Origin of the sequence: Bacillus nitratireducens (genome assembly GCF_036320425.1) — a bacterium.
In the GTDB taxonomy this organism is placed as follows: Bacteria; Bacillota; Bacilli; order Bacillales; family Bacillaceae_G; genus Bacillus_A; species Bacillus_A nitratireducens.
Genome location: NZ_JAUMJO010000005.1, coordinates 202,660 through 223,398, shown reverse-complemented (window position 1 = coordinate 223,398; position 20,739 = coordinate 202,660). Strand labels below are relative to the sequence as shown.

At 37.1% G+C, this 20,739-nt stretch carries 19 protein-coding genes; all 19 read right to left on the bottom strand.

Annotated features, from left to right (window positions below; genetic code table 11):
* Positions 1–15 precede the first annotated feature (15 nt).
* Positions 16–819 (bottom strand): ABC transporter permease, encoded by an 804-nt coding sequence (locus Q3V31_RS19995; protein WP_090813737.1) that lies wholly within the window; start codon positions 817–819, stop codon positions 16–18.
* Between the two features lies 1 nt (position 820).
* Complete coding sequence (locus tag Q3V31_RS19990) at positions 821–2,020, bottom strand: CDP-glycerol glycerophosphotransferase family protein (RefSeq protein ID WP_090813736.1); 1,200 nt, start codon at positions 2,018–2,020, stop codon at positions 821–823.
* A 175-nt stretch (positions 2,021–2,195) separates the two neighbouring features.
* On the bottom strand, positions 2,196–3,374 hold the full coding sequence (locus Q3V31_RS19985; protein ID WP_029952795.1) for a CDP-glycerol glycerophosphotransferase family protein: 1,179 nt from the start codon (positions 3,372–3,374) through the stop codon (positions 2,196–2,198).
* A 6-nt stretch (positions 3,375–3,380) separates the two neighbouring features.
* Positions 3,381–3,776 (bottom strand): glycerol-3-phosphate cytidylyltransferase, encoded by a 396-nt coding sequence (gene tagD / locus Q3V31_RS19980; RefSeq protein WP_090813735.1) that lies wholly within the window; start codon positions 3,774–3,776, stop codon positions 3,381–3,383.
* Positions 3,777–4,124: 348 nt separating this feature from the next.
* Positions 4,125–5,126, bottom strand: coding sequence for a rod shape-determining protein (gene mreB / locus Q3V31_RS19975; RefSeq protein WP_329766590.1), 1,002 nt, complete (start codon positions 5,124–5,126; stop codon positions 4,125–4,127).
* Positions 5,127–5,287: 161 nt separating this feature from the next.
* A complete protein-coding gene (gene spoIIID / locus Q3V31_RS19970; RefSeq protein ID WP_000544011.1) occupies positions 5,288–5,560 on the bottom strand; it encodes a sporulation transcriptional regulator SpoIIID in 273 nt (90 codons plus the stop codon).
* Positions 5,561–5,867: 307 nt separating this feature from the next.
* Entirely contained in the window at positions 5,868–6,002 is a 135-nt protein-coding gene (locus tag Q3V31_RS19965) for a hypothetical protein (protein WP_044738197.1), read from the bottom strand.
* A 140-nt stretch (positions 6,003–6,142) separates the two neighbouring features.
* Entirely contained in the window at positions 6,143–7,069 is a 927-nt protein-coding gene (gene spoIIQ / locus Q3V31_RS19960; protein ID WP_090813733.1) for a stage II sporulation protein SpoIIQ, read from the bottom strand.
* 161 nt (positions 7,070–7,230) lie between these two features.
* Positions 7,231–7,938, bottom strand: a complete 708-nt coding sequence (locus Q3V31_RS19955) for an ABC transporter permease (RefSeq protein WP_090813732.1) — start codon at positions 7,936–7,938, stop codon at positions 7,231–7,233.
* The gene (locus tag Q3V31_RS19950; protein WP_090813731.1) at positions 7,938–8,780 is read right to left on the bottom strand and encodes an ABC transporter ATP-binding protein; all 843 of its coding nucleotides are present in this window, start codon (positions 8,778–8,780) and stop codon (positions 7,938–7,940) included. The genes Q3V31_RS19955 and Q3V31_RS19950 overlap by 1 nt, the downstream gene beginning before the upstream one ends.
* Before the next feature lie 179 nt (positions 8,781–8,959).
* The gene (locus Q3V31_RS19945) at positions 8,960–9,967 is read right to left on the bottom strand and encodes a LytTR family transcriptional regulator DNA-binding domain-containing protein (protein WP_090813730.1); all 1,008 of its coding nucleotides are present in this window, start codon (positions 9,965–9,967) and stop codon (positions 8,960–8,962) included.
* 125 nt (positions 9,968–10,092) lie between these two features.
* Positions 10,093–11,709, bottom strand: coding sequence for a long-chain fatty acid--CoA ligase (locus tag Q3V31_RS19940; RefSeq protein ID WP_090813729.1), 1,617 nt, complete (start codon positions 11,707–11,709; stop codon positions 10,093–10,095).
* A 311-nt stretch (positions 11,710–12,020) separates the two neighbouring features.
* Positions 12,021–13,040: a stage II sporulation protein D gene (gene spoIID / locus Q3V31_RS19935; RefSeq protein ID WP_090813728.1), complete on the bottom strand. Its 1,020-nt coding sequence runs from the start codon at positions 13,038–13,040 to the stop codon at positions 12,021–12,023.
* 252 nt (positions 13,041–13,292) lie between these two features.
* The gene (gene murA, locus Q3V31_RS19930; protein ID WP_090813727.1) at positions 13,293–14,597 is read right to left on the bottom strand and encodes a UDP-N-acetylglucosamine 1-carboxyvinyltransferase; all 1,305 of its coding nucleotides are present in this window, start codon (positions 14,595–14,597) and stop codon (positions 13,293–13,295) included.
* Positions 14,598–14,636: 39 nt separating this feature from the next.
* Positions 14,637–15,341, bottom strand: a complete 705-nt coding sequence (locus Q3V31_RS19925; RefSeq protein ID WP_420866261.1) for a YwmB family TATA-box binding protein — start codon at positions 15,339–15,341, stop codon at positions 14,637–14,639.
* 51 nt (positions 15,342–15,392) lie between these two features.
* Complete coding sequence (locus tag Q3V31_RS19920) at positions 15,393–15,629, bottom strand: DUF1146 family protein (RefSeq protein WP_000057887.1); 237 nt, start codon at positions 15,627–15,629, stop codon at positions 15,393–15,395.
* 209 nt (positions 15,630–15,838) lie between these two features.
* Positions 15,839–17,353, bottom strand: a complete 1,515-nt coding sequence (gene nuoN / locus Q3V31_RS19915; RefSeq protein ID WP_329767187.1) for an NADH-quinone oxidoreductase subunit NuoN — start codon at positions 17,351–17,353, stop codon at positions 15,839–15,841.
* A 7-nt stretch (positions 17,354–17,360) separates the two neighbouring features.
* Positions 17,361–18,863 carry an NADH-quinone oxidoreductase subunit M gene (locus tag Q3V31_RS19910; RefSeq protein WP_090813724.1) on the bottom strand — a complete coding sequence of 501 codons (1,503 nt, stop codon included), beginning with the start codon at positions 18,861–18,863 and terminating at the stop codon, positions 17,361–17,363.
* A complete protein-coding gene (gene nuoL, locus Q3V31_RS19905; RefSeq protein WP_090813723.1) occupies positions 18,860–20,722 on the bottom strand; it encodes an NADH-quinone oxidoreductase subunit L in 1,863 nt (620 codons plus the stop codon). Before nuoL ends, Q3V31_RS19910 begins: the two co-directional genes overlap by 4 nt.
* Between the last annotated feature and the right edge of the window lie 17 nt (positions 20,723–20,739).

Below are 20,739 nucleotides of genomic sequence, written 5' to 3'. Positions count from 1 at the left end.
TTTTTACAATCCTCATTATAGATAGTCTACAAAATGTTTTCTAAATTTCACATGTACTGCTGTACCCATCAATAGCATAAAGAACACAATTCCCCAGAAATACAGTGTATACATTATATCTTCATAAAACCAACCCGTTCCTAAAAAAGCATTTCGATAGCCTTGGACTATGTAGCATAATGGATTCAGCTGCATAATCTTTTGTAAAACAAGCGGTAACTTCTCAGGGGTCCATAAAATGGGAGTTAAATAGAGTAGCATCCGCATTAAAGATTGCACTATCATTTGTACATCACGTACGATCGTAGATAAAGTAGAAGTGATTAAAGAAAATGCAAAAACAAGCATAACTGTGGCAAACATATAATAGATCAATTGAATATAATAGATTGAAATCCCTTGACCCGATACTAAAAATATAAAGGTAACAATGCCTATTAATACTAGATGTTGATAAAAGTTAGACATAATTACATAACTAGGAATAACACTCATTGGAAAACTCATCCTTGAGATCATATTTAGCCTTGTATAAATAGATTTAGAAGCTTGCATAGTTGCAGGATTAATAAAGAACCATACCGATATGCCAGAAATCAACCAATATATAAATGGAACACCATTTACCCCTGAACCACCTCTTATTGCGGTTCCAAAAACAAACCAATAAATGCCCATTTGGATTAGAGGGTTTAACATTTCCCAAACGATGCCTAGATAGTTATCTTTATTTGTACTTTTAACTTGATAAATAGATAGGCGTTTAATTAAATAGAGACTATTTATCTGTTCTTTTAATACCATAATCATTGCATTCATTTTATTGTGCCTCTCCAAAAAACACTTTCTCTACTACACGTTTAGATGCAAGACCATCTTCCAAATAACAGTAGTTGTTATAGAAAGTATCATATTTTTTTTCAAATTCGCCCAATCCATCCCTTGTGAACTTCATAATCTCTTCCAATACACCTTCAGTTATTGAAACAACTGGTCCAGGAGCTTCCTTTTCTAAATCAAAATAAAAGCCTCTTAGCTTATCACGATATAAATCAATATCATATGTATAAAAAATAATAGGTCTTTTCAAATTTGCATAATCAAAAAAGACGGAAGAATAATCTGTAATTAGCACATCTGATAATACGTACAATTCATTAATATCGATATGATGGGAAAAGTCATAAACAAACCCTTTATACGAAGCTAAATCAAACTGTTCTGCTACTAAATAATGCATCCTTAACACAATGATATAATCAGAACTTAACTTTTGCTGTAAAAGGCTTAAATCCAGTTGTAAGTCTAATTTATAACGCCCTTGGCTATAAAATTGATCATCTCGCCACGTTGGAGCATATAAAATAATTTTTTTATCTACAGGTAAACCGTTTTTTTTCTTCAGCTCTTCAATCTTCTTACAATTATTGTTTACATATAAAAAGTCATTTCTAGGATATCCAACTTCAACTACATCTTTTTTAAATTGAAATGCACTTCGGAAAATCTTTGTTGAATACGCATTCGGTGACAATAAATAATCCCAATTTTGTGCTTCTCTCTTAAAGTTTTCCTTATATTTTTCTGTAGTTGTACCTGGCATATGAACTTCTTTCATATCCATAGCTAATTTTTTTAGTGGTGTGCCGTGCCAAGTTTGTACATAAGTAGTATGCTTAGGCTTTGGAAGCCACAATGGCATCCGACTATTTGTAACCCAATATTGCGCACGTGCCATTAAAATAAACCAACGGATTGAAAAGCGCCTAACATATGGAATATTCGCCTCTTTAAACTGCTCTATATAGTTTTTATTCACACTCCACACCATTTGGAATCCTAAATGTTGCTGTTCCATATACTCGTATATCGCACGTGGATTACAACTATACTGTTTGCCAGAAAAACTTTCAAAAACAACTAATTTCTTTTGAGCAGGTAAGTGACTGCATAGTACAAATATCGTTTTACAAGCAACCTTTACTATTCGATGATTTTTTATTTTTTTGATTAGATTCATATTATTCATGCACCTTCTAACTACAATTAGCCATTTTATAAATTATCATGATAACCATTTACATTCTCACATTCAATGCCCTGATTCAAAGACAGTAAGAAAAATTAAACACCCACGAAAAGAAGCTAAGTATTTTCCTTGGATCTCACTTAGCCCATTTACCTTACAACCTAACTTAAAGCTCAACCTCTTTTTGATCAAATAAGCAATTGACCAACTTCTTACTTGAATTCCCATCCGAATATTGATTCCAACGTGCATTGAATTGCTTCAACTTATTACTATCAAACGAATAGTTTCGCACTGTCTCAATAATTTCAGCTGAGTTATACACAACAGGTCCAGGGACATCAGCAATAAAGTCTCCAATGATTCCTCTTTTCTTCACATATTTCTTTAGATCATATGCAAAAAATATCATTGGTTTATTTAACAAACAAAATTCAAAAGGGACAGAAGAATAATCTGTTATTAAAATATCTGTTACTAAAAACAAATCATTTATATTCGGGTATAGAGAATAGTCGTATAAGAAATCTTTATACGATTCCTTATATTCCAGATTATTTCTAATAGCTGGATGTAGTTTGATCACAAGAATATATTCATCTTTTAAAGCCTCATACATTGCATCAATATTTAAATGTAAATCAAAATCTTCCAGTTCTTTATCTCTAAAAGTTGGAGCATATAAAATGACCTTTTTCCTTTGTAGATCAGGAAGACCACATAGGAGACTATTAACAATATGCTTTTGATGATTTTTATTAAAAAAAACATCTGTACGAGGGATGCCCGTTTTTAATATATTTTCCTCTTCTATTCCAAAGGCATCCATATAGATATTTGCCAAAGCATCAGAGCCTACTACAACTTTATGAAAATTGTTGTAAACCTTTAAAAACCTTTTTTGTGCGTATTTACTTCGCCTTTTAAAAGAAGGGGCCAATAATCCGAATTTTTTAATGGCACCCGCCGCATGCCAAATTTGGATACATTGTACCCCGCTTTTAAACCGGATCGTTGACAACGATCCAAAATAATTATCGATAATAACATGTTGAGATGTCGCTAAATGATACGCTGCTTGTATAGTTTGTACTATACTTTTTGTTTCAAATGCGAATGATTTTACATCCGGATAACTTTTCACTTCATACTTACAAGTTGATTTATACAAAAAAACAACTTCACAATTTACATGTTGTTTCTGCATTTCTTCATAAATAAAGATAAGATTTTCCCCATAAGACATAATAAAGGTTACCTTATTTTTAAGAGGAAATACTTTTGCTATGTTGAATAGGATTTTGAACACAATTAGATATACTGTTACAATCAGTTCTCGAAACATAATACACTATCTAGCAACTAACACTAGCTCCTGTTTAATTTTAGTAGTAGAAATCCCAACTGTTCTTGGTAAATAAACAACCTCACAGTATTCTTTCAAAAAATCAAATTCTCCTCCCCAATCATCACCCATAACAAAAATATCTACGTCATGATTAACAACATCTTTTACTTTCTGCTCCCAATTATGCTCAGGAATCACCTCATCCACATAACGAACCGCTTCTAGAATCATTTTACGATTCTCATAGCTATGATAAGATTTTTTATTTTTTAATTTGTTAAATTCATCTGAAGAAACAGCAACAATTAAATAATCGCCCAAATCTTTCGCTCTCTTCAATAAGTTAATATGTCCCCAGTGCAATAAATCGAAAGTCCCATATGTAATAACCTTTTTCATAATCGCGCCCCCTGTGAAATGTTCTTATTTTATAATTATTCACTTTAGAAATATATTCAAATTAGAGTGTCCCTTGCACCTATGTACGATAAGAAGGACTCAAATTCCCCTATGTAAATGCAAAACAAATTTACATAGATTTTACATTAAGTTCACACGAAATTCACACGAATGATTATAACATAATTTTCATTTACAAACTATGACAATAACCTAACAACTATTGTCATATCTTGTTTAAGAAGGCGCCTTCTTATCTGGTATTACAAACCTCCTCTTACTTTCTTTTATTTACAAAAAAAAGTGCGAAAGAAATATTTCCTTCGCACTTTTTAAATCATTCAAACCTTATCGCAACGCACGACTTGGTAATTTATCAATGTTCTCTAACATAATACCTGTACCAACCGCAACACATTGCATTGGGTTTTCAGCAATTAATACTGGTAATTTTAACTCTTCTGCTAGAAGCATGTCGATACCGTGTAATAAAGCTCCACCGCCTGTTAGAATAACACCACGGTCAATAATGTCCGCAGATAGTTCTGGTGGTGTGCGCTCTAGTACGCCTTTTGCAGCTTGTACAATGATAGCCGCTTCTTCTTGTAGTGCTTCTGTAATTTCTTCAGAGCACACTGTAATTGTACGTGGTAAACCTGTTACCATGTCACGTCCGCGAATTTCAAGTTCTTCACTACGTGCACCTGGGAATACTGTACCAACTTTAATTTTAATGTCTTCCGAAGTACGTTCTCCGATTAATAGCTTATACTTACGTTTAATATAGTTTAAGATCTCCATATCAAACTTATCGCCAGCCATTTTGATAGAGGAAGAGGTAACAATATCACCCATAGAAAGTACGGCAATATCTGTTGTACCTCCACCAATATCAACAACCATGTTTCCGCTTGGTTGGAAGATTTCCATACCAGCACCAACTGCGGCTACTTTTGGTTCTTCTTCTAAAAATACTGTTTTCCCACCTGAACGTTCAGCAGCTTCACGAATTGCTTTTTGCTCTACAGATGTGATATTTGTTGGACAACAAATTAAAATGCGAGGTTTTGAAAAGAAGCTCTTTACGTCCAATTTGTTAATGAAATACTTTAACATTGCTTCTGTAATTTCGAAATCTGCGATTACACCATCTTTAAGTGGACGAATTGCTACAATATTACCAGGCGTACGTCCCACCATACTTCTTGCTTCTTCACCTACTGCTAATACTTTCCCACTATTACGATCAATTGCCACAACAGATGGCTCATTTAATACAATACCCTTACCTTTAACATGAATTAATACATTAGCCGTACCTAGGTCAATTCCGATATCTCGTGCAAACATTCCCGTCTTTTCCTCCTCGATATTCAAAATCAGGTTACACCCGAATTCTTTTACACCTAATTTCTGATTTTATCATAAATTTAACAGAAACGTAATATTCGCAAAAAGAATTCTTCTGAAAAATATTACCGAATTTGCAAGGAATGTTTGCTCTCTTATATTTATTGGCGTACAGGCTTTTCTGTATCTTCTTTACGATACTTCTGCTTTGTTGCTTCTCCCCCTCTTAAATGACGAATAGACTTATGATAATCAAGAATTTCTTTCACTTCATTTGCGAGCTCTGGATTAATTTCTGGCAAACGTTCTGTTAAGTCTTTATGGACTGTACTCTTTGATACCCCAAACTCCTTTGCAATTACACGCACTGTCTTTCTTGTCTCCACGATATACTTGCCAATCTTGATAGTTCTCTCTTTGATGTAATCGTGCACACCACTCGCCTCCCTAAATTGGATGTGAGAAGTGTGAAATGAGACTCGCTGCATACGACTAAGAAGTAAATGTGAGTGCTGTTTGTAAGCGTTAAACATTCTTGGATTTATAATGAAATGATTCACGATTTCTCACCTCAAACACTCTCTTTGCTTTGGTTTATACCATTGTATTGCTCGCACTACTGATATATGCTACATGTTCACTATTTTTGCGGACTAAGTTAAGAAAAATTACGTTTTTTTGTGAGAAATGCGTTAAAGATGACAATTATGGCAAAAAAATGACACCTTTTTATAAAAGGTGTCACTCTTCTCGGTCACAATCTTCTTTCAACAACTGATGGTGGGGAACTTCCTTCTTACCGGCAATATAATAATATAAAGCGAATAAAACAAACAATAATATAATAGCAATCGACAGAACAGATAAAAATGACACAGTATCCCCTCCCTTTTGTAATATATATTCGAGAATCTCGTCATTTTTCCTTGTTATTGCAACTTTTTTCTCGAAATTAATTATTTTTATATAAAAATAAAAAAATCAGCTCTCTAGTGAGAACTGATTTTTTCACTTTATTATTCTTGTGAAGAAGAAGAATCGTTAGATGATTCTGTAGAACCATTCGTTGATTTTTCTTCTTTTTGAGATTTCTCATCTTGCTTGCTGTTCGTCTCTTTGTCACTAGTCGAACCGCTCGTTGATTTCTCTTCTTTTTGAGATTTATCTTCTGTTTTACTTTCTGGTTTCGTGCTTGTTGACTTTTCTTCTTTTTGAGATTTGTCATCAGCTTTTTTACCAGAAGCATTTGTCGCCTTTGCAGCACCTGCATCAGCTTTAATTTCTGCTACTGATTTATTTAAATAACGCTCAGGGTTCACAGCCACATTGTCTTTACGTACTTCAAAGTGAACGTAAGAACCTGCATCTTTATTCATTGCACTTAGACCTGATTTTCCTAACACTTCACCTTGCGCAACTCTTGCACCTTTTTCTACTTTCACACTGCCTAAGCTTTGATAAGATGCTGCTACACCATTTCCACTATCTACTGTTACAACATAACCAAGAAGTGAATCTTTTTCAGCTTTCGTTACTGTACCACTTAAAGCAGCTGTCACATCAAATTCTTTTCCGTTCTTCGCAGCAATGTCGATTCCTTTATTAGGAGAATATGTGTTGTTATAAAAGACAAGTGCTTTTTCTTGTTCCGCCTCTGATGCTGCATCTTCATAGAATTTCTTCTGTACTACTACTTCTGCATTTGCTGCAGCTGGCATTTTCACTACTTCTGAAGACTTTGTTACTGGTACTGCTGGATCTTCCGTTTGTGTATACGGTGTTGCTTGATCTTGGTTCGGAGCTTTCTTCGGATTAGCTCCTTGGAACCATAGCGCAACCATTAAGATTACCGCTGCACAAGCAATATATAGTGCCGGAAACACCCATCTTCTTTGAAATAAATGTACTACTTTTTGCGACTTTTTATTATTTCTTCCTCGCATTCCATCATCACCTCAGCAATCATTTTGAACAATATTCAATCATCCTATACAACCTATAACTAATTACTTTTCGACAAAATCTGTAAAAATATGTATAGGAATTGCAAAATTTCCGAGGAAATGATAGAAAAAGGAAAAAACTGAGCGTTTCAGCTCAGTTTTTAGTCCATTTGTTTCTTTCTATAAATGAAGAGCGTAATAACAAGTACTGCAACTAACCAAATAGTTATGTTCAATAAATTACTAGTAATTGCACTAAAACCTTCACCTTTTATAACACTACTAACCGCAAGACCGATATGACGAGTTGGTAAATAATCGATTATTTTTGTAACGACTTCATTCTTCACAAACATTCCAATTAAATCACCGAAAAGAAATGTCATTAATATTGGTAATCCAATTGTTGATGTTTGCGGAACATTTTGAGCTAATAATCCAATACAAGTACCAATGAGGTTAAATATTAGCATTCCAAGAACGAAGATAAGTAATAATAATGCAAAATTACCTTCTAATTTACCTAAAATAAGTAGATTAATAAAACAAATTGCAACTGTAATCATACCTGTTAATGAACTTTTACCAATTAATACTTCAATAGATGATGCTGGTGATAGCATAAGAACTCGAAGCGTATTTTTTTCCTTTTCTTCAGCGATAAGCATCGCCTGTACAAAGCCTCCAACCATAACTAGCGCCATCGCAGTTAACGTACTTGCTCCAATTTCTCTCATATTATCTGAGCGACTAAATAATACCGAAAAGACAAGTGGCATTACCAACATAATTAAAGTTTGTGAATTCGTTTTAAAATCCTGTACCTCTTTCCGAAAAATTGCTGAAAATCGTCTCATTGAAAATGTCATTATAGTCCCCTCCCAGTAACTTCAATAAAGATATCGCCTAACGTTGGTTCATGTGAATGAATAGATAGTAATTCTCCTTTTTTCATCCATTCTGAAATACGTTTTGCTCCTAATTCATCTTTTTTCACAATTTCTTTCTTCTTATCTGTTAACACAACTTGTATTTGATCTTTCGCGTATTGCAAGCGAAGATTTTCCGGTGTATCAAGCGCTACTATTTCTCCGCCGCACAGAAAGGCAATGCGGTTACAAAGTGTTTCTGCTTCGTCCATGTTGTGCGTTGTTAAGAAAATCGTTGTTCCTTCTTTATTTAAGTCTTTTAAGATTTTATGAATGTTTTGTACGTTTACTGGATCAAGTGCAGATGTTGGTTCATCTAAGAAAAGGATATCTGGTTTATGAAGAATTGCTCTTGCTAATGTGACGCGCTGCTTCATTCCCTTTGATAATTTTTTCACCTGTGTTTTTTTATCATCTAATAAGTTCACTTGCGCTAGCACTTCATCAATTCGTTCTTTTTTACAATCGTATAGGTCACAAAATAGTAGTAAGTTATCATAAATGCTAAGTCTTTCATATACGCCGCTATTGTCTGTTAAAATACCGATTCGTTTGTAATCGATGCTGCTTGGTCCTGTAATGTCTTTACCTAATACTCTTACAGTTCCAACGCTATGAAGCAATTGAGATGTTAATATTTTTACTGTTGTCGTTTTCCCAGATCCACTCGGTCCGAGGAATCCAAAGATTTCTCCTTGCTTCACCTCAATATTTACATTTCGAAGGGCCGTTTTTCCATCGAAACTTTTCATTACATCTTTCATTTCAATTGCCAATGTCATTTCGTCATCCCCTTTGTTTTTCTTTTTATAGATGAAAGTCGCCTTAGCGCTTTTCGTTTGTTTGTTTCGCTTTTCTTGACTCAATCATATGAAAAACAAAGGGTTTACGCAGTAAAATACCGGTAAAAGGAGTATTTTTACCGGTGAATGAATCGTATTTTGAGCTTATTGGAGTATTTTCATAGCCCAATTACACCTTTTAACTCATCCATTCGTCCTTTTGAAAGCGGGATTGAACTTTTTCTTTCGTCATCCAAAATTAAACTAAAACTATTGCGTGTCCAAGTAATCACTTCTCGTACTCTTTGTAAATTGACGAGGTACGAGCGATGACATCTAAAGAATCCGAATCCTGTTAATCTCACTTCTAGTTCACTTAATGTTAATGCGCATACGAAATCTCCTTCGCGCACATGAATATGTGTCACTCCGTTTTGCGTTTCAATGAAATGAATCTCCATCGGATCCAGTAAAATGATTTTATCGTTCACTTTCGCTGGGATTCTTTCAAGTTTCATTTGCGGAATCATTTGAACTACTTTTTCTTCATCGACTTCTTCAGCTTCTTCTTGCTCTATTTCTACCTTTTTCACACCATCGTTGTTTAATATGTATACATCTTCTGTCAGCGAAAGTGCATCTGATAAAAAGGAGGACGTAATGAAGATTGCCTTTCCTTGTTCTTTCATTTTCATAATCGCTTTTCGAATAATAATCGTACTCTCTGTATCTACATTTTGCTCTGGCTCTTCTAAAATAACTAAATCCGGATTATGAATCATAACTCGCCCAAGATGAAGACGGCGTTTCTCTGAAAATGACAATTTTTCTATTTTAACGTTCAACTTATCTAGGAGACCGACATATTGTACTACTTCTTCCATACTCATATGTGATTCATAAAGCCCTAATATAAACTTGAAGTACTCCTTCACCTTCAAACGGTCGTATGCTTCATCTTTCAAAAAACAAAAACCGATGCGGGAATATACTTTCTTTCCAATCGGCTCCTCTTCAAATAACACACTGCCCGAAGAAGCCTCTTCTTCTCCGATAATAATCCGGTGCAACACTTTAGCTGTATGATTATTACACTGCAAAACAACACATTGTCCTTTTTCAACCTTCAATTCAACTGCCGGTAACTGGTTCGTCTTCCCTAATTGTTTCAACTCCAATAACGCCATTCTGTATCCCCCAAGTGTTTTTTTATCCTATTATACCAAACAATTAATGGAAAATTATGATATTTAATACAATGTTTTTATACTGTATCAACAAAGAAGGCTATCCATCAGGATAGCCTTCTTCTCTATTTCTGCTCCACCATATAAGTCTTGAGCTGATCACGAAGTGCTCTTTTTAGAAATTTCCCTACAGATGTTTTCGGAATTTCATTTACGAATAAAATATCATCTGGCATCCACCATTTCGGGAATTCGGCTTCTAGCAAAGAATACAGCTCTTCTCTTTCTACTGCTTGTCCTTCTTTTAATACGACGCAAGCAACAGGACGTTCTTGCCATTTTTCATGTGGAACTGCCACGACAGATGCTTCTAATACGCTATCGTGTGACATTAAAGCATTTTCTAAATCTACTGAAGGGATCCACTCACCGCCGCTTTTAATTAAGTCTTTCGTGCGATCAGCAATTTTAATAAATCCTTCCGAATCAACTGTAACGATATCGCCTGTATGGAGCCAACCATCTTTCATCGATTCCTCTGTACGCTCATCTTTATAATAGCTACCAGCGATCCATGGGCCTCTTAGGCAAAGTTCTCCCATTTCTTCCCCGTCCCACTTAATTTCACCGTCTTGTCCAATCACTTTCATTTCTAGCCCAGGGAATAAATATCCTTGGCGAGAGCGCAAGTTATAATATTCTTCTTTCGGTAAATCACGTTGATATGATTTCGGACAATTAATTACAACAGCAGGACTCGTTTCTGTCATTCCATATATTTGTCTAAATGCAATTTCATATTTCTCTTCATACGTACGAATCATACTTTGCGGAGCTGCTGATCCACCTGACCATATCGTTTTTACGCTACTAATATCATATGGATGCTTCTCAAGTTCTTGTAATAAGCCAATCCAAATTGTCGGCACGCCAGCTGTAATTGTTACTTTCTCACTTTCAATTAACTCCGCTAAAATTTTTGGTGTGAAATGCGGTCCTGGTAATACGAGTTTTGTCCCAAACCATGTACTCGCAAACGGTAATCCCCATGCATTAACATGGAACATTGGAACGACAGGCATACAAGTGTCTACTTCTGATATGTTCCCGCCATCTGCAAGTCCAAGTGTATAACTATGGAGCGCAATACTACGGTGTGTGTAAACTACACCTTTCGGTTTTCCTGTTGTAGCTGATGTGTAGCACATACCGGCTGGTTCTTTTTCATCTAAATCTTTTACAAACGGAAATGTCTCATCGCCTTCTTCGAGTAATTGATCATAATGATATGCTGGTGATAGTGTTGTGTGAGGTAGTTTATGATCGTCTGTCATAATAATAAAGGCTTTTATATGCGGGATTTCGTGTTGAATACTCTCTAATATAGGTACCATATCTTCATCGACAAGAATGATTTTATCTTCTGCATGATTAATAATATATGAAATGTGATCAGCGGAAAGCCTTAAATTAATCGTATGTAGCACCGCTCCGATTCCTGGAATCGCAAAGTATGCTTCCAAATGCCTATGATGGTTCCAAGCAATTGTCCCTACTTTATCCCCTTGTTCAATTCCCATTTTCGTTAATACACTAGCAAGCCTTCTCGTCCGCTTTGCAATTTCTCCGTATGTTAATGTATGAATACGCGATGCAGTCCGTGAAACAACTTCCTTTTTCGAAAAATATTTCTCCGCTCGTTCCATCATGGACGGAATGAGAAGTGGTACATCCATCATCATTTTTCATTACCCCCTGTTGTTATATTTTATATATTCACATAACTGTATTATAACACGCAGTATGTAGGGTAACTTCCATTTATTTCTACAAATAATGACAAAAAGGACGTTCCGAAATTGAACTTCTGACTAAAGCTATTTTCTTCTTTGTTACGATTGCAATGCTAATCGAATTTATATCAACGCAAATTGAATTATATCGACGTTTCGACAAGGAACATCGACTTAACTGCAAAATACGAAAAAAATAACCTACCTACCAACAAAAGAAAACCGTCCCAACTACCATTTGGGACGGCCTCTTTTTCACCCTACTTCTTCACCATCAATTTTCCTTCATAATCATTCATCGTCTTTATTTCAACGCCTTTATAATAATGAGCGACGATATCTGTATATTTCTTACCTTCCGCTGCCATGCCATTCGCTCCGTATTGGCTCATGCCAACGCCATGACCGAATCCTTTCGTTGTAACGACGATTTTATCCCCCTGTTGTTTCCACGTGAAGTCAGACGAGCGTAAATCTAATTTTTCACGTACTTCTTTTCCTGTTAATGTTTTTCCTTGAAACGCTACATCTTTTACTCGTTTGCCTTCTGTAAGGTCTTTAATATCGCCGACTTTTCCGTCCGCTAGTACTTTCACACCGAGACGTTTTTGAAAGTCAGCTACTGTAAATGTTTGCTCGCTCGTAAATTTTGGAGATGCTTGATCCCACGGACTATCTACGCTTTTCAGGTACGGATAATCATTCCCCCAATAATCAGCTGCATTTTCTGTCCGGCCATTACTCGTTGAGAAGAAAGAAGCTGAAATTGGTTTTCCATCATATGTTAAAACTTGTCCTGCGGTTTTCGAAACGGCTTCCTCGATTTTCTTCAAATTATTTTCGTAGTTATTACCCCATTGTTTCTTCAATTCTTCTTTGCTTTTATACACTTGATCTTTCACCGTATCTGTCACGTCCGCATTGTTTTTCTTACCTCCGCTTAGCATACGCTGGACTACAAATGTTCTCGCTGCTAATGCCTGCGCCTTTAGCGCCTCTATTTCAAAGCTGGCATTCATCTCAGAAGCTACTACACCGGTCACATACTCCTCCATAGGTAATGTGTCTACCTTCTTCTGTCGATCGCGATATACAGCAACCTGAACCGCTGTATCCACTTTCCCTGGAGCTGGTATGCTTTCTATCGCTGGAGGAGTTTTAGAAGCTGCTTCTTCCCCTACTTTTGCTTTCGCAAACGGAATGACAAGAGCAGCAGGTACAATGATGACGAGCGCTATTAAAAGCGCTACCGTAATGAAAAGTGGCTTTGAAAATTTCATCCTATTCCCCCAATATAAAGTTGGCTTCCTTTCATTCTTATGGAACTATGGAATCTTTTAGAACATACTTGGGGGTATCGATATAAAGTGAAACTTTAATGAGGTGAAGTTGTACTGATCACAAATAGCGAAATAAAACAAAAATTTTCTAAATATTTTTACTGAGACGTGCATAAGTATAGAATTTCTTGACTATAACAGTAATAGTAAAAAAAATAGCCCCTATGTCAAAAGACATAGAGACTATTTCAATTAAGCGTGAAGATCAGAAACTTCTTGTTCTTTCACTTCTTCTACTTTTTCGTTTACACGTTCAATAGTTGCACCTAATGCAGCTAATTTCTTATGGAAGTTTACATAGCCACGGTCAAGATGTTTTAACTCTGTTACACGAGTATAACCTTCTGATACTAAACCAGCTAAAATTAATGCTGCTGCTGCACGTAAATCAGTCGCGCCTACTTCAGCACCTTGTAAGCTGTTTGGACCGTTCATAATTACAGAACGACCTTCAATTTTAATATCAGCATTCATACGACGGAATTCTTCAACGTGCATAAAGCGGTTTTCGAATACCGTTTCAGTAATCATGCTTGTTCCTTCAGCTTGTAATAATAATGCCATCATTTGTGATTGCATGTCTGTTGGGAAACCTGGGTGAGGCATAGTTTTAATATCAACCGCTTTTAACTTATCTGGGCCGATAACACGTATACCTTCATTTTCCTCAATAATTTTAACACCCATTTCTTCCATTTTCGCTGTAATTGAGCGTAAATGTTCAGGTACAGCATTTTCAATTAAGACGTCTCCACCAGTAATTGCTGCTGCAACCATGAATGTTCCTGCTTCAATACGGTCAGGAATAATAGGGTGGTTTGCACCATATAATTTATCAACGCCTTCGATACGAATCGTTCCAGTTCCAGCTCCGCGTACTTTCGCTCCCATCGCATTTAAGAAGTTAGCTAAGTCAACGATTTCTGGTTCTTTCGCTGCGTTTTCAAGGACTGTTGTCCCTTTTGCTAATGTCGCTGCAGACATAATGTTTTCTGTCGCGCCTACGCTTGGGAAGTCTAAATAAATTTTAGCTCCTTTTAGTTCTCCCTCTACGTACGCCTCAACAAAACCGTTACCAACTTTTACTTTTGCTCCCATTGCTTCGAAGCCTTTTAAATGTTGGTCGATTGGACGTGAACCAATTGCACATCCACCAGGAAGTGCAATACGAGCACGACCGTTACGTGCTAATAATGGGCCCATTACTTGGACAGATGCACGCATTTTACGTACATACTCAAATGGTGCTTCAATGTTTAATTCTTTAGAAGAATCGATTGTTACTTGGTTATTTTCAAATACGACTTCAGCATTTAAATGACGTAATACCTCGTTAATTGTGTATACATCAGACAAAACTGGTACTTCAGATAGTACATTCTTTCCATCACTCGCTAATAGGGCTGCAGCGATTATAGGTAATACAGCATTTTTTGCGCCCTCAACACGCACTGTGCCGTTCAACCGCTTTCCGCCACGGACGATGATCTTTTCCAAATTATTCCCCTCCGTGTCCTTTTTTCAGTATCTATTCACTCAATACTCAGAAGTTATGATCGGTGTGCCAACCACAATTGTATCTTTGTTGTCTGTAGAACGTATTGCTATTTGCACATTTATTTTCTCTCTATTTATCGAAAGAGCGTCATTCCACTTTTTATTATATGCGGAGACTGACACAAATGCTCTTTCTTCTGTCTGTTCGATCGCTCTTGCTGAAAGATCTTTCAAAACCTGATTGGTTTTATTTTGCAAAACACCTTCAATCTTATCATTCAATACACCTTGAACACAAGTATAAATTGTAGGTTTTCCGTTAAAAATTTTATTCATTTTCTGAACGTACTTCGGGTCCCATTTCGCCCCGCTTACCTCAAATATAATGAAAGTGTTTTCTTTAGTATTTTCCTTAGTCCAAGTTACTACTACTCGTTCTTCATATGAAGAAGATTTTTTATAGGATGTAGCTTTATATCCATCTGGAGATTGTTCTAATTCCCAACTTTCGATATTTGCCTTTTCCTTCACATCGTTTAACAATTTTTGAAACGTATGTATATTAGAAATTGTTTTTGTTTCTCGCGCTAACCATGACCACCGCTCTACTTTTGCATCATTCTTCTCTAAAGTTGCGATCATGCTCTCCATCTTCTGTTCATCGCTTATAGGTTTCATCTCTCTATATCCAACCAAAAATAAAACAACACTCAAGGCAACGATAAGAATGGCTTTAAGCTTCAATTTCATCCCCTCCTATCCCCATTGTTAACGGAGATATGAGGTTCTATACACTTACTTTACTAAATACGTTAAACTCTTTGAATAGCCTAAATAATCAAGGAAAAAGTTACTGACAGATGTCCCAATCGCAATCGTAACTAGGATGAGTAATACTCTCGTCTGTATCACTTTCCCAGACTTCATTAAACGCTCAATGTGAATACCTTGCAAGGCCCACCACGTAATAGTAATAAACAATAAATGCGAAACAATGGCAATCAGTGCTTGTTGCCCTAAAAGTTGTGCCAAAAAATCGACCCCTTTTTACTTGGCTACTACTTACGCAAAATGTAAAAACGATACCATAATAAGTAGGAGCCACACTTTTCAAACGCGAATAGGCTTCTTACATTTCAAATCGTAATTTCCTCTCAAAAACATATACTTATATACGTTTCTGTTTGCTATTACTCCAAAATAAAAAGCGCAGAGTACGGACTCTACACCCTTTATTTTCACTATTGTACCACGTTCCCCAAGAAGAAGAAATCCTTCATTAATGGAAAATATTCATAAAAGAAATTGTAACCAATCATCGGCATAATCCCTAGTATTACAATCGAAATTGCACAAAAACTCATGACAATCTTTATATTTAACGGTAAACGAAGCCTCTCTTCTGTCTCTCCAGTGCGGAAAAACATTTGCTGTAATATCCGAAAGTAATATACGAATGAAACAACTGTTGTCCCCATCATAATAGAAGCTAATACGTAATGAGCAGGTTCAACATGGAGTGCCCCTAAAAAGATGTTAATTTTCCCGATGAAACCAGCTGTCCCCGGTATTCCAGCTAACGATAAAATAAAGATTGTCATCACTATAGCTGTAAATGGAGATCGCTTGTATAATCCTGTAAAAATCGTCATATTTTCCTTATCATTTTGTAAGATTAATCCGTGGATGATTGCAAATGCTCCTATATTCATAAGCATATATGCAAGCATATAAAACCACATACTATCCATCGTGAACTGTGATAGCGCCACAAGAGGCACGAGCAAATACCCAGCATGCGCGATACCTGAATAGGCAAATAGACGTTTTACGTTGTATTGCTTTAATGCTACTACATTCCCAATAATCATCGTAATACTAGCTAGCACAGCAATGTATATACTCATACGCCCGTACAAAGATTGTGCGTCCCCTTGGATTACCACGCCTGCAAACACCATAAGAAACAAACGCGTAATGAGTAGAAAACCAGCAATTTTAGAAATCGTTCCGAGAAAAGCAGTGACAGGTGTAGCCGCTCCCTCATACACATCCGGTGCCCACATATGAAATGGAACTGTTGCAATTTTGAATGAGAGTCCAACAAGTAAAAGTAGAAATGCGAGAGCTAACAATAATTGAATACCCCCGGCCAATCCTTGCGTAAATGCCTGTTGCATTTCCACTATGTTGGTCGATCCTGTAATACCGTATAAATAACTCATTCCAAAGAGCGTAATTGCTGTTCCAATTCCTCCGTTAATGACGTATTTCATTGCCGCCTCATTCGATGCGCGGTTTCTTTTTCGAATTCCTACAAGAATGTAGGAAGAAAGCGACAGCAATTCTAAACCGACGAATAGTGTGATGAAATCAACGCTCGAAGCCATGAACATCGCTCCAAGAAGCGCCATTAACATTAAGTAATAATATTCTCCCTTATCTTGAATAGGATCCTTTTCATCATCGCTCATTGCCATACATAAGACGAGAGCTGCCCCGATTAATAACAATGTTTTAAACCCTTTTGAAAATCCATCTAACACAAACGATCCATTTAAAATATCTCCCGCCGGTTCACTATATAGCGTAATTAATGACACGGCCGCTAATACGACGGCTGCGATTGCACCAATCGCAGCGTGCCTATGGTTCAGCTTAAAAAACAAATCACATATGGAAAGAAGGATGGCTGCCCCAAGAATAATGAATTCCGGCACCATCAGATGCCACGACAAGCTAAGTAACGTATTCATATCCATCCTACTTCACCCCCAATGTTTTCAACGTATTTTGAAGCGGATCCCCTAGTAGTTCTGGCATTACTCCAATTGCGATAATACAAACGATAAGTAATATAACAGGAACGTACTCCCATCCGTGTATATCAGATTTCGCTTCCCATTCTTTGTTACCAAATGTCACTTGAAGTGTCGCTCTTAATACGTATACAGCGGTTAAAATAATTCCAAGTACACCTACGGCAGCGATAACAGGTCGCCCTTGGAATAAACCGAGAAAGGCAAGGAATTCGCTAATAAATCCAGACATCCCTGGCATCCCAAGCGATGCCATACCTCCCGCTAGGAAGAAGCCGCTAAGCACAGGAACACTTTTTGCAAGTCCACCAAGCGCTGTAATATCTGAAGTCCCAAAACGCTCTTCAATCATGCCAAGTAAGAAGAAGAGCAATGCCGCAATTAAACCGTGAGACACAACCTGGAACAGTGCCCCTTGTATACCTGGTGCATTTAACGCCGCAAGCCCCATTAATACAATGCCCATATGCGAAATACTAGAGTAAGCAAGCACCTTTCTAAAGTCCGTTTGGATGAGTGCTAGAAAGGCCCCGTACAATAAATTAATGACTCCTAAAATCGCAATTAGCGTTGCAAAATCACGAAAATGTTCTGGAAATAATCCTTTCCCGAAGCGAATAATACCGTACGCTCCAATTTTCAGTAAAACTCCCGCATGAAGCATAACTACAGCAGGATGCGCTTCTATGTGTACATTGACCATCCAGCGATGCAAAGGGAAAACAGGAAGCTTAATCGCAAAGGCAATCATTATGGCAAGAAACAAGCCGACCTGTAAGCTACTTGAGACAGCCGTTCCTCCCCCAGCACCTACACTTGTTAATATTTCTTTAAGCTCCGTAATATTTGTTGTACCTGTTTTCGCAAATAAAACCGAGAAAACGATAAGTAAAATAGCTGATCCGATACCGTTATATATTAAATAACTGTATGCAGCCTTTTCACTCGACAATTTCCCCCACTTGCCAATTAATAAAAACATTGGTGGCAACGTAATTTCAAAGAAGATGAAGAACAGCATTAAATTTTGAGCAGCGAAGACACCTAGCATCCCTATTTCTAGCATGAGTAATAGCATGTAGAATGCTTTTAAATTTCTTTTAATGGAAAATGCCGCAATTGCTGCAAGCACCGCTAGTAGGGCTGTCAGCGCCATCATTACAAGCGATAAACCATCAATACCAATCTCGTAATAAATGGAAAACCATCTTTTATCTACCGCTGCAAAATCCCCAAATTTAATCCATTTCACTTTCTCATCAAATATCGATAAACTCTTTCCTGAAACATATGTACAAGCGAGGACGATAGCGATACCAAATGGAAGCGCCGTCCCAAATAAACCAAGCGCTCGCACTGTACGCGATTCTTTTTTCGGCGTTAACACAAGCAAGAGAATCCCTAAAAGCGGGGAGAAAATGAAGAACGTTAATAGCAATCCATTCATCGTAAATCCCCTCCCGTATATAACAAAATAATTATGAGCACTGCGAGCGAAACGGCCGTTACAGTTCCGTACACTTGTACATTCCCGTTTTGAAACCGGGATCCTAGGCCACTCATACCTTTAACCAATCCCGCAATTAAAACTGCAATTCCTTCTACAACGTATACTTCAAATAAGCGAAGCACATGAGCGATTCCTTTCGTAATAGGAAGCACCGTAACATTGTAAAGTTCATCCACATAATATTTTTCTTTCAAAAGGTTATAAAGAGGCGTCTCTTCTCCGCCTGCCCAATCTCTAGAGATAGATTTCTTACCATATATGAAATATGCGAGGGCAATTCCCGCAAATGAAACGAGCGTCGCAACAATCATAATCCAAACAGGTCCATGTACTTCCTGCACTTTGAATCCTACATCTTTCGTAAGCCAATCCCCAAGAAACGTTCCGAACCACGGTGTATTTATATAGCCTGCCACTACCGCAAGAACACCAAGGACAATCATCGGATACGTCATTGTGCGAGGTGATTCATGCACTTCTTCCTCCGTCTTCGTTTCTCCCGTAAAGACAAGAAAGTATAGACGGAACATATAAAATGCTGTTAGAAATGAAGCAATTACTGCTAAAACGAATAGAAAGTAATTGCCATTCATCCAAGCCGCCGCTAAAATTTCATCTTTACTAAAAAATCCGGAAAGAAGAGGAACACCACTAATTGCAAGTGTACCTATTAAAAATAGTGCACCGGTTACTTTCATCTTTTTCTGTAAACCGCCCATTTTATTAATGTTTTGCGTATGGACTGCATGAATTACACTTCCTGCCGCCAAGAACAGTAATGCTTTAAAGAAGGCGTGTGTCGTTAAGTGAAAGACACCAGCTACATAACCAGCAGAGCCTAGCGCAAGCATCATATACCCGAGCTGACTAACTGTAGAATAAGCAAGAACCCTCTTAATATCCGTTTGTACAAGACCAATAGAGGCCGCAAAGATTGCGGTGAAAGCCCCAACGATTGCAACAGTTTGCATCGCTACCACACTTGCTGAAAATAGTGGGAACATCGTCGCTACTAAATATACGCCGGCTGCAACCATCGTTGCCGCGTGAATAAGCGCCGAAACAGGCGTCGGTCCTTCCATTGCATCTGGCAACCATGTATGAAGCGGAAACTGACCCGATTTCCCCATTGCACCGATAAAAATTAATATCGCCGTTATTGTAATCATAGAAGGAGAGAGGTCGCCCGTATGAATCGCTTTAAAAATCGCGTCATATTCAAAACTACCTGCGTGCCAAAAAATTAAAATCATCCCAATAAATAGCCCAACATCCCCAATGCGTGTCATAATAAAAGCCTTTTTCGCAGCAGCCTTCGCTTCTTCTTTAAAGAAATAAAAACCGATAAGTAAAAACGAACCAAGGCCGACTAACTCCCAAAATATATAAAGCTGTAATAAATTCGTCGATATAACAAGCCCAAGCATCGCAAATGTAAAGAGCCCTAAATATGCATAAAAGGTTGGTAATCTGGCGTCGCCTTTCATATAACCTTTTGAGTACACATGTACAAGAAAACTCACAAGCGTAACGATAAACAACATTAAAGCTCCTAATGCGGTAACTTCAAAACCAAATGATATATCTATATCTCCTACCCTAAGCCATACCCACTTATGCTTCACTGCCTCGGATGAAAACCGTTCTATTAGTACCACTACCGCGGATATAAAAGAGAGAAAGGTAAAGAAAATACCTAGTACACTACTTCCCTCTCTAATTTTCTTCCCGAACACAATAAGTAACAAAAACGAAACAAGCGGGAAAAGCGGTATGAGCCATGCATAATCGATCATTGTTTCCTTCCCCCTTT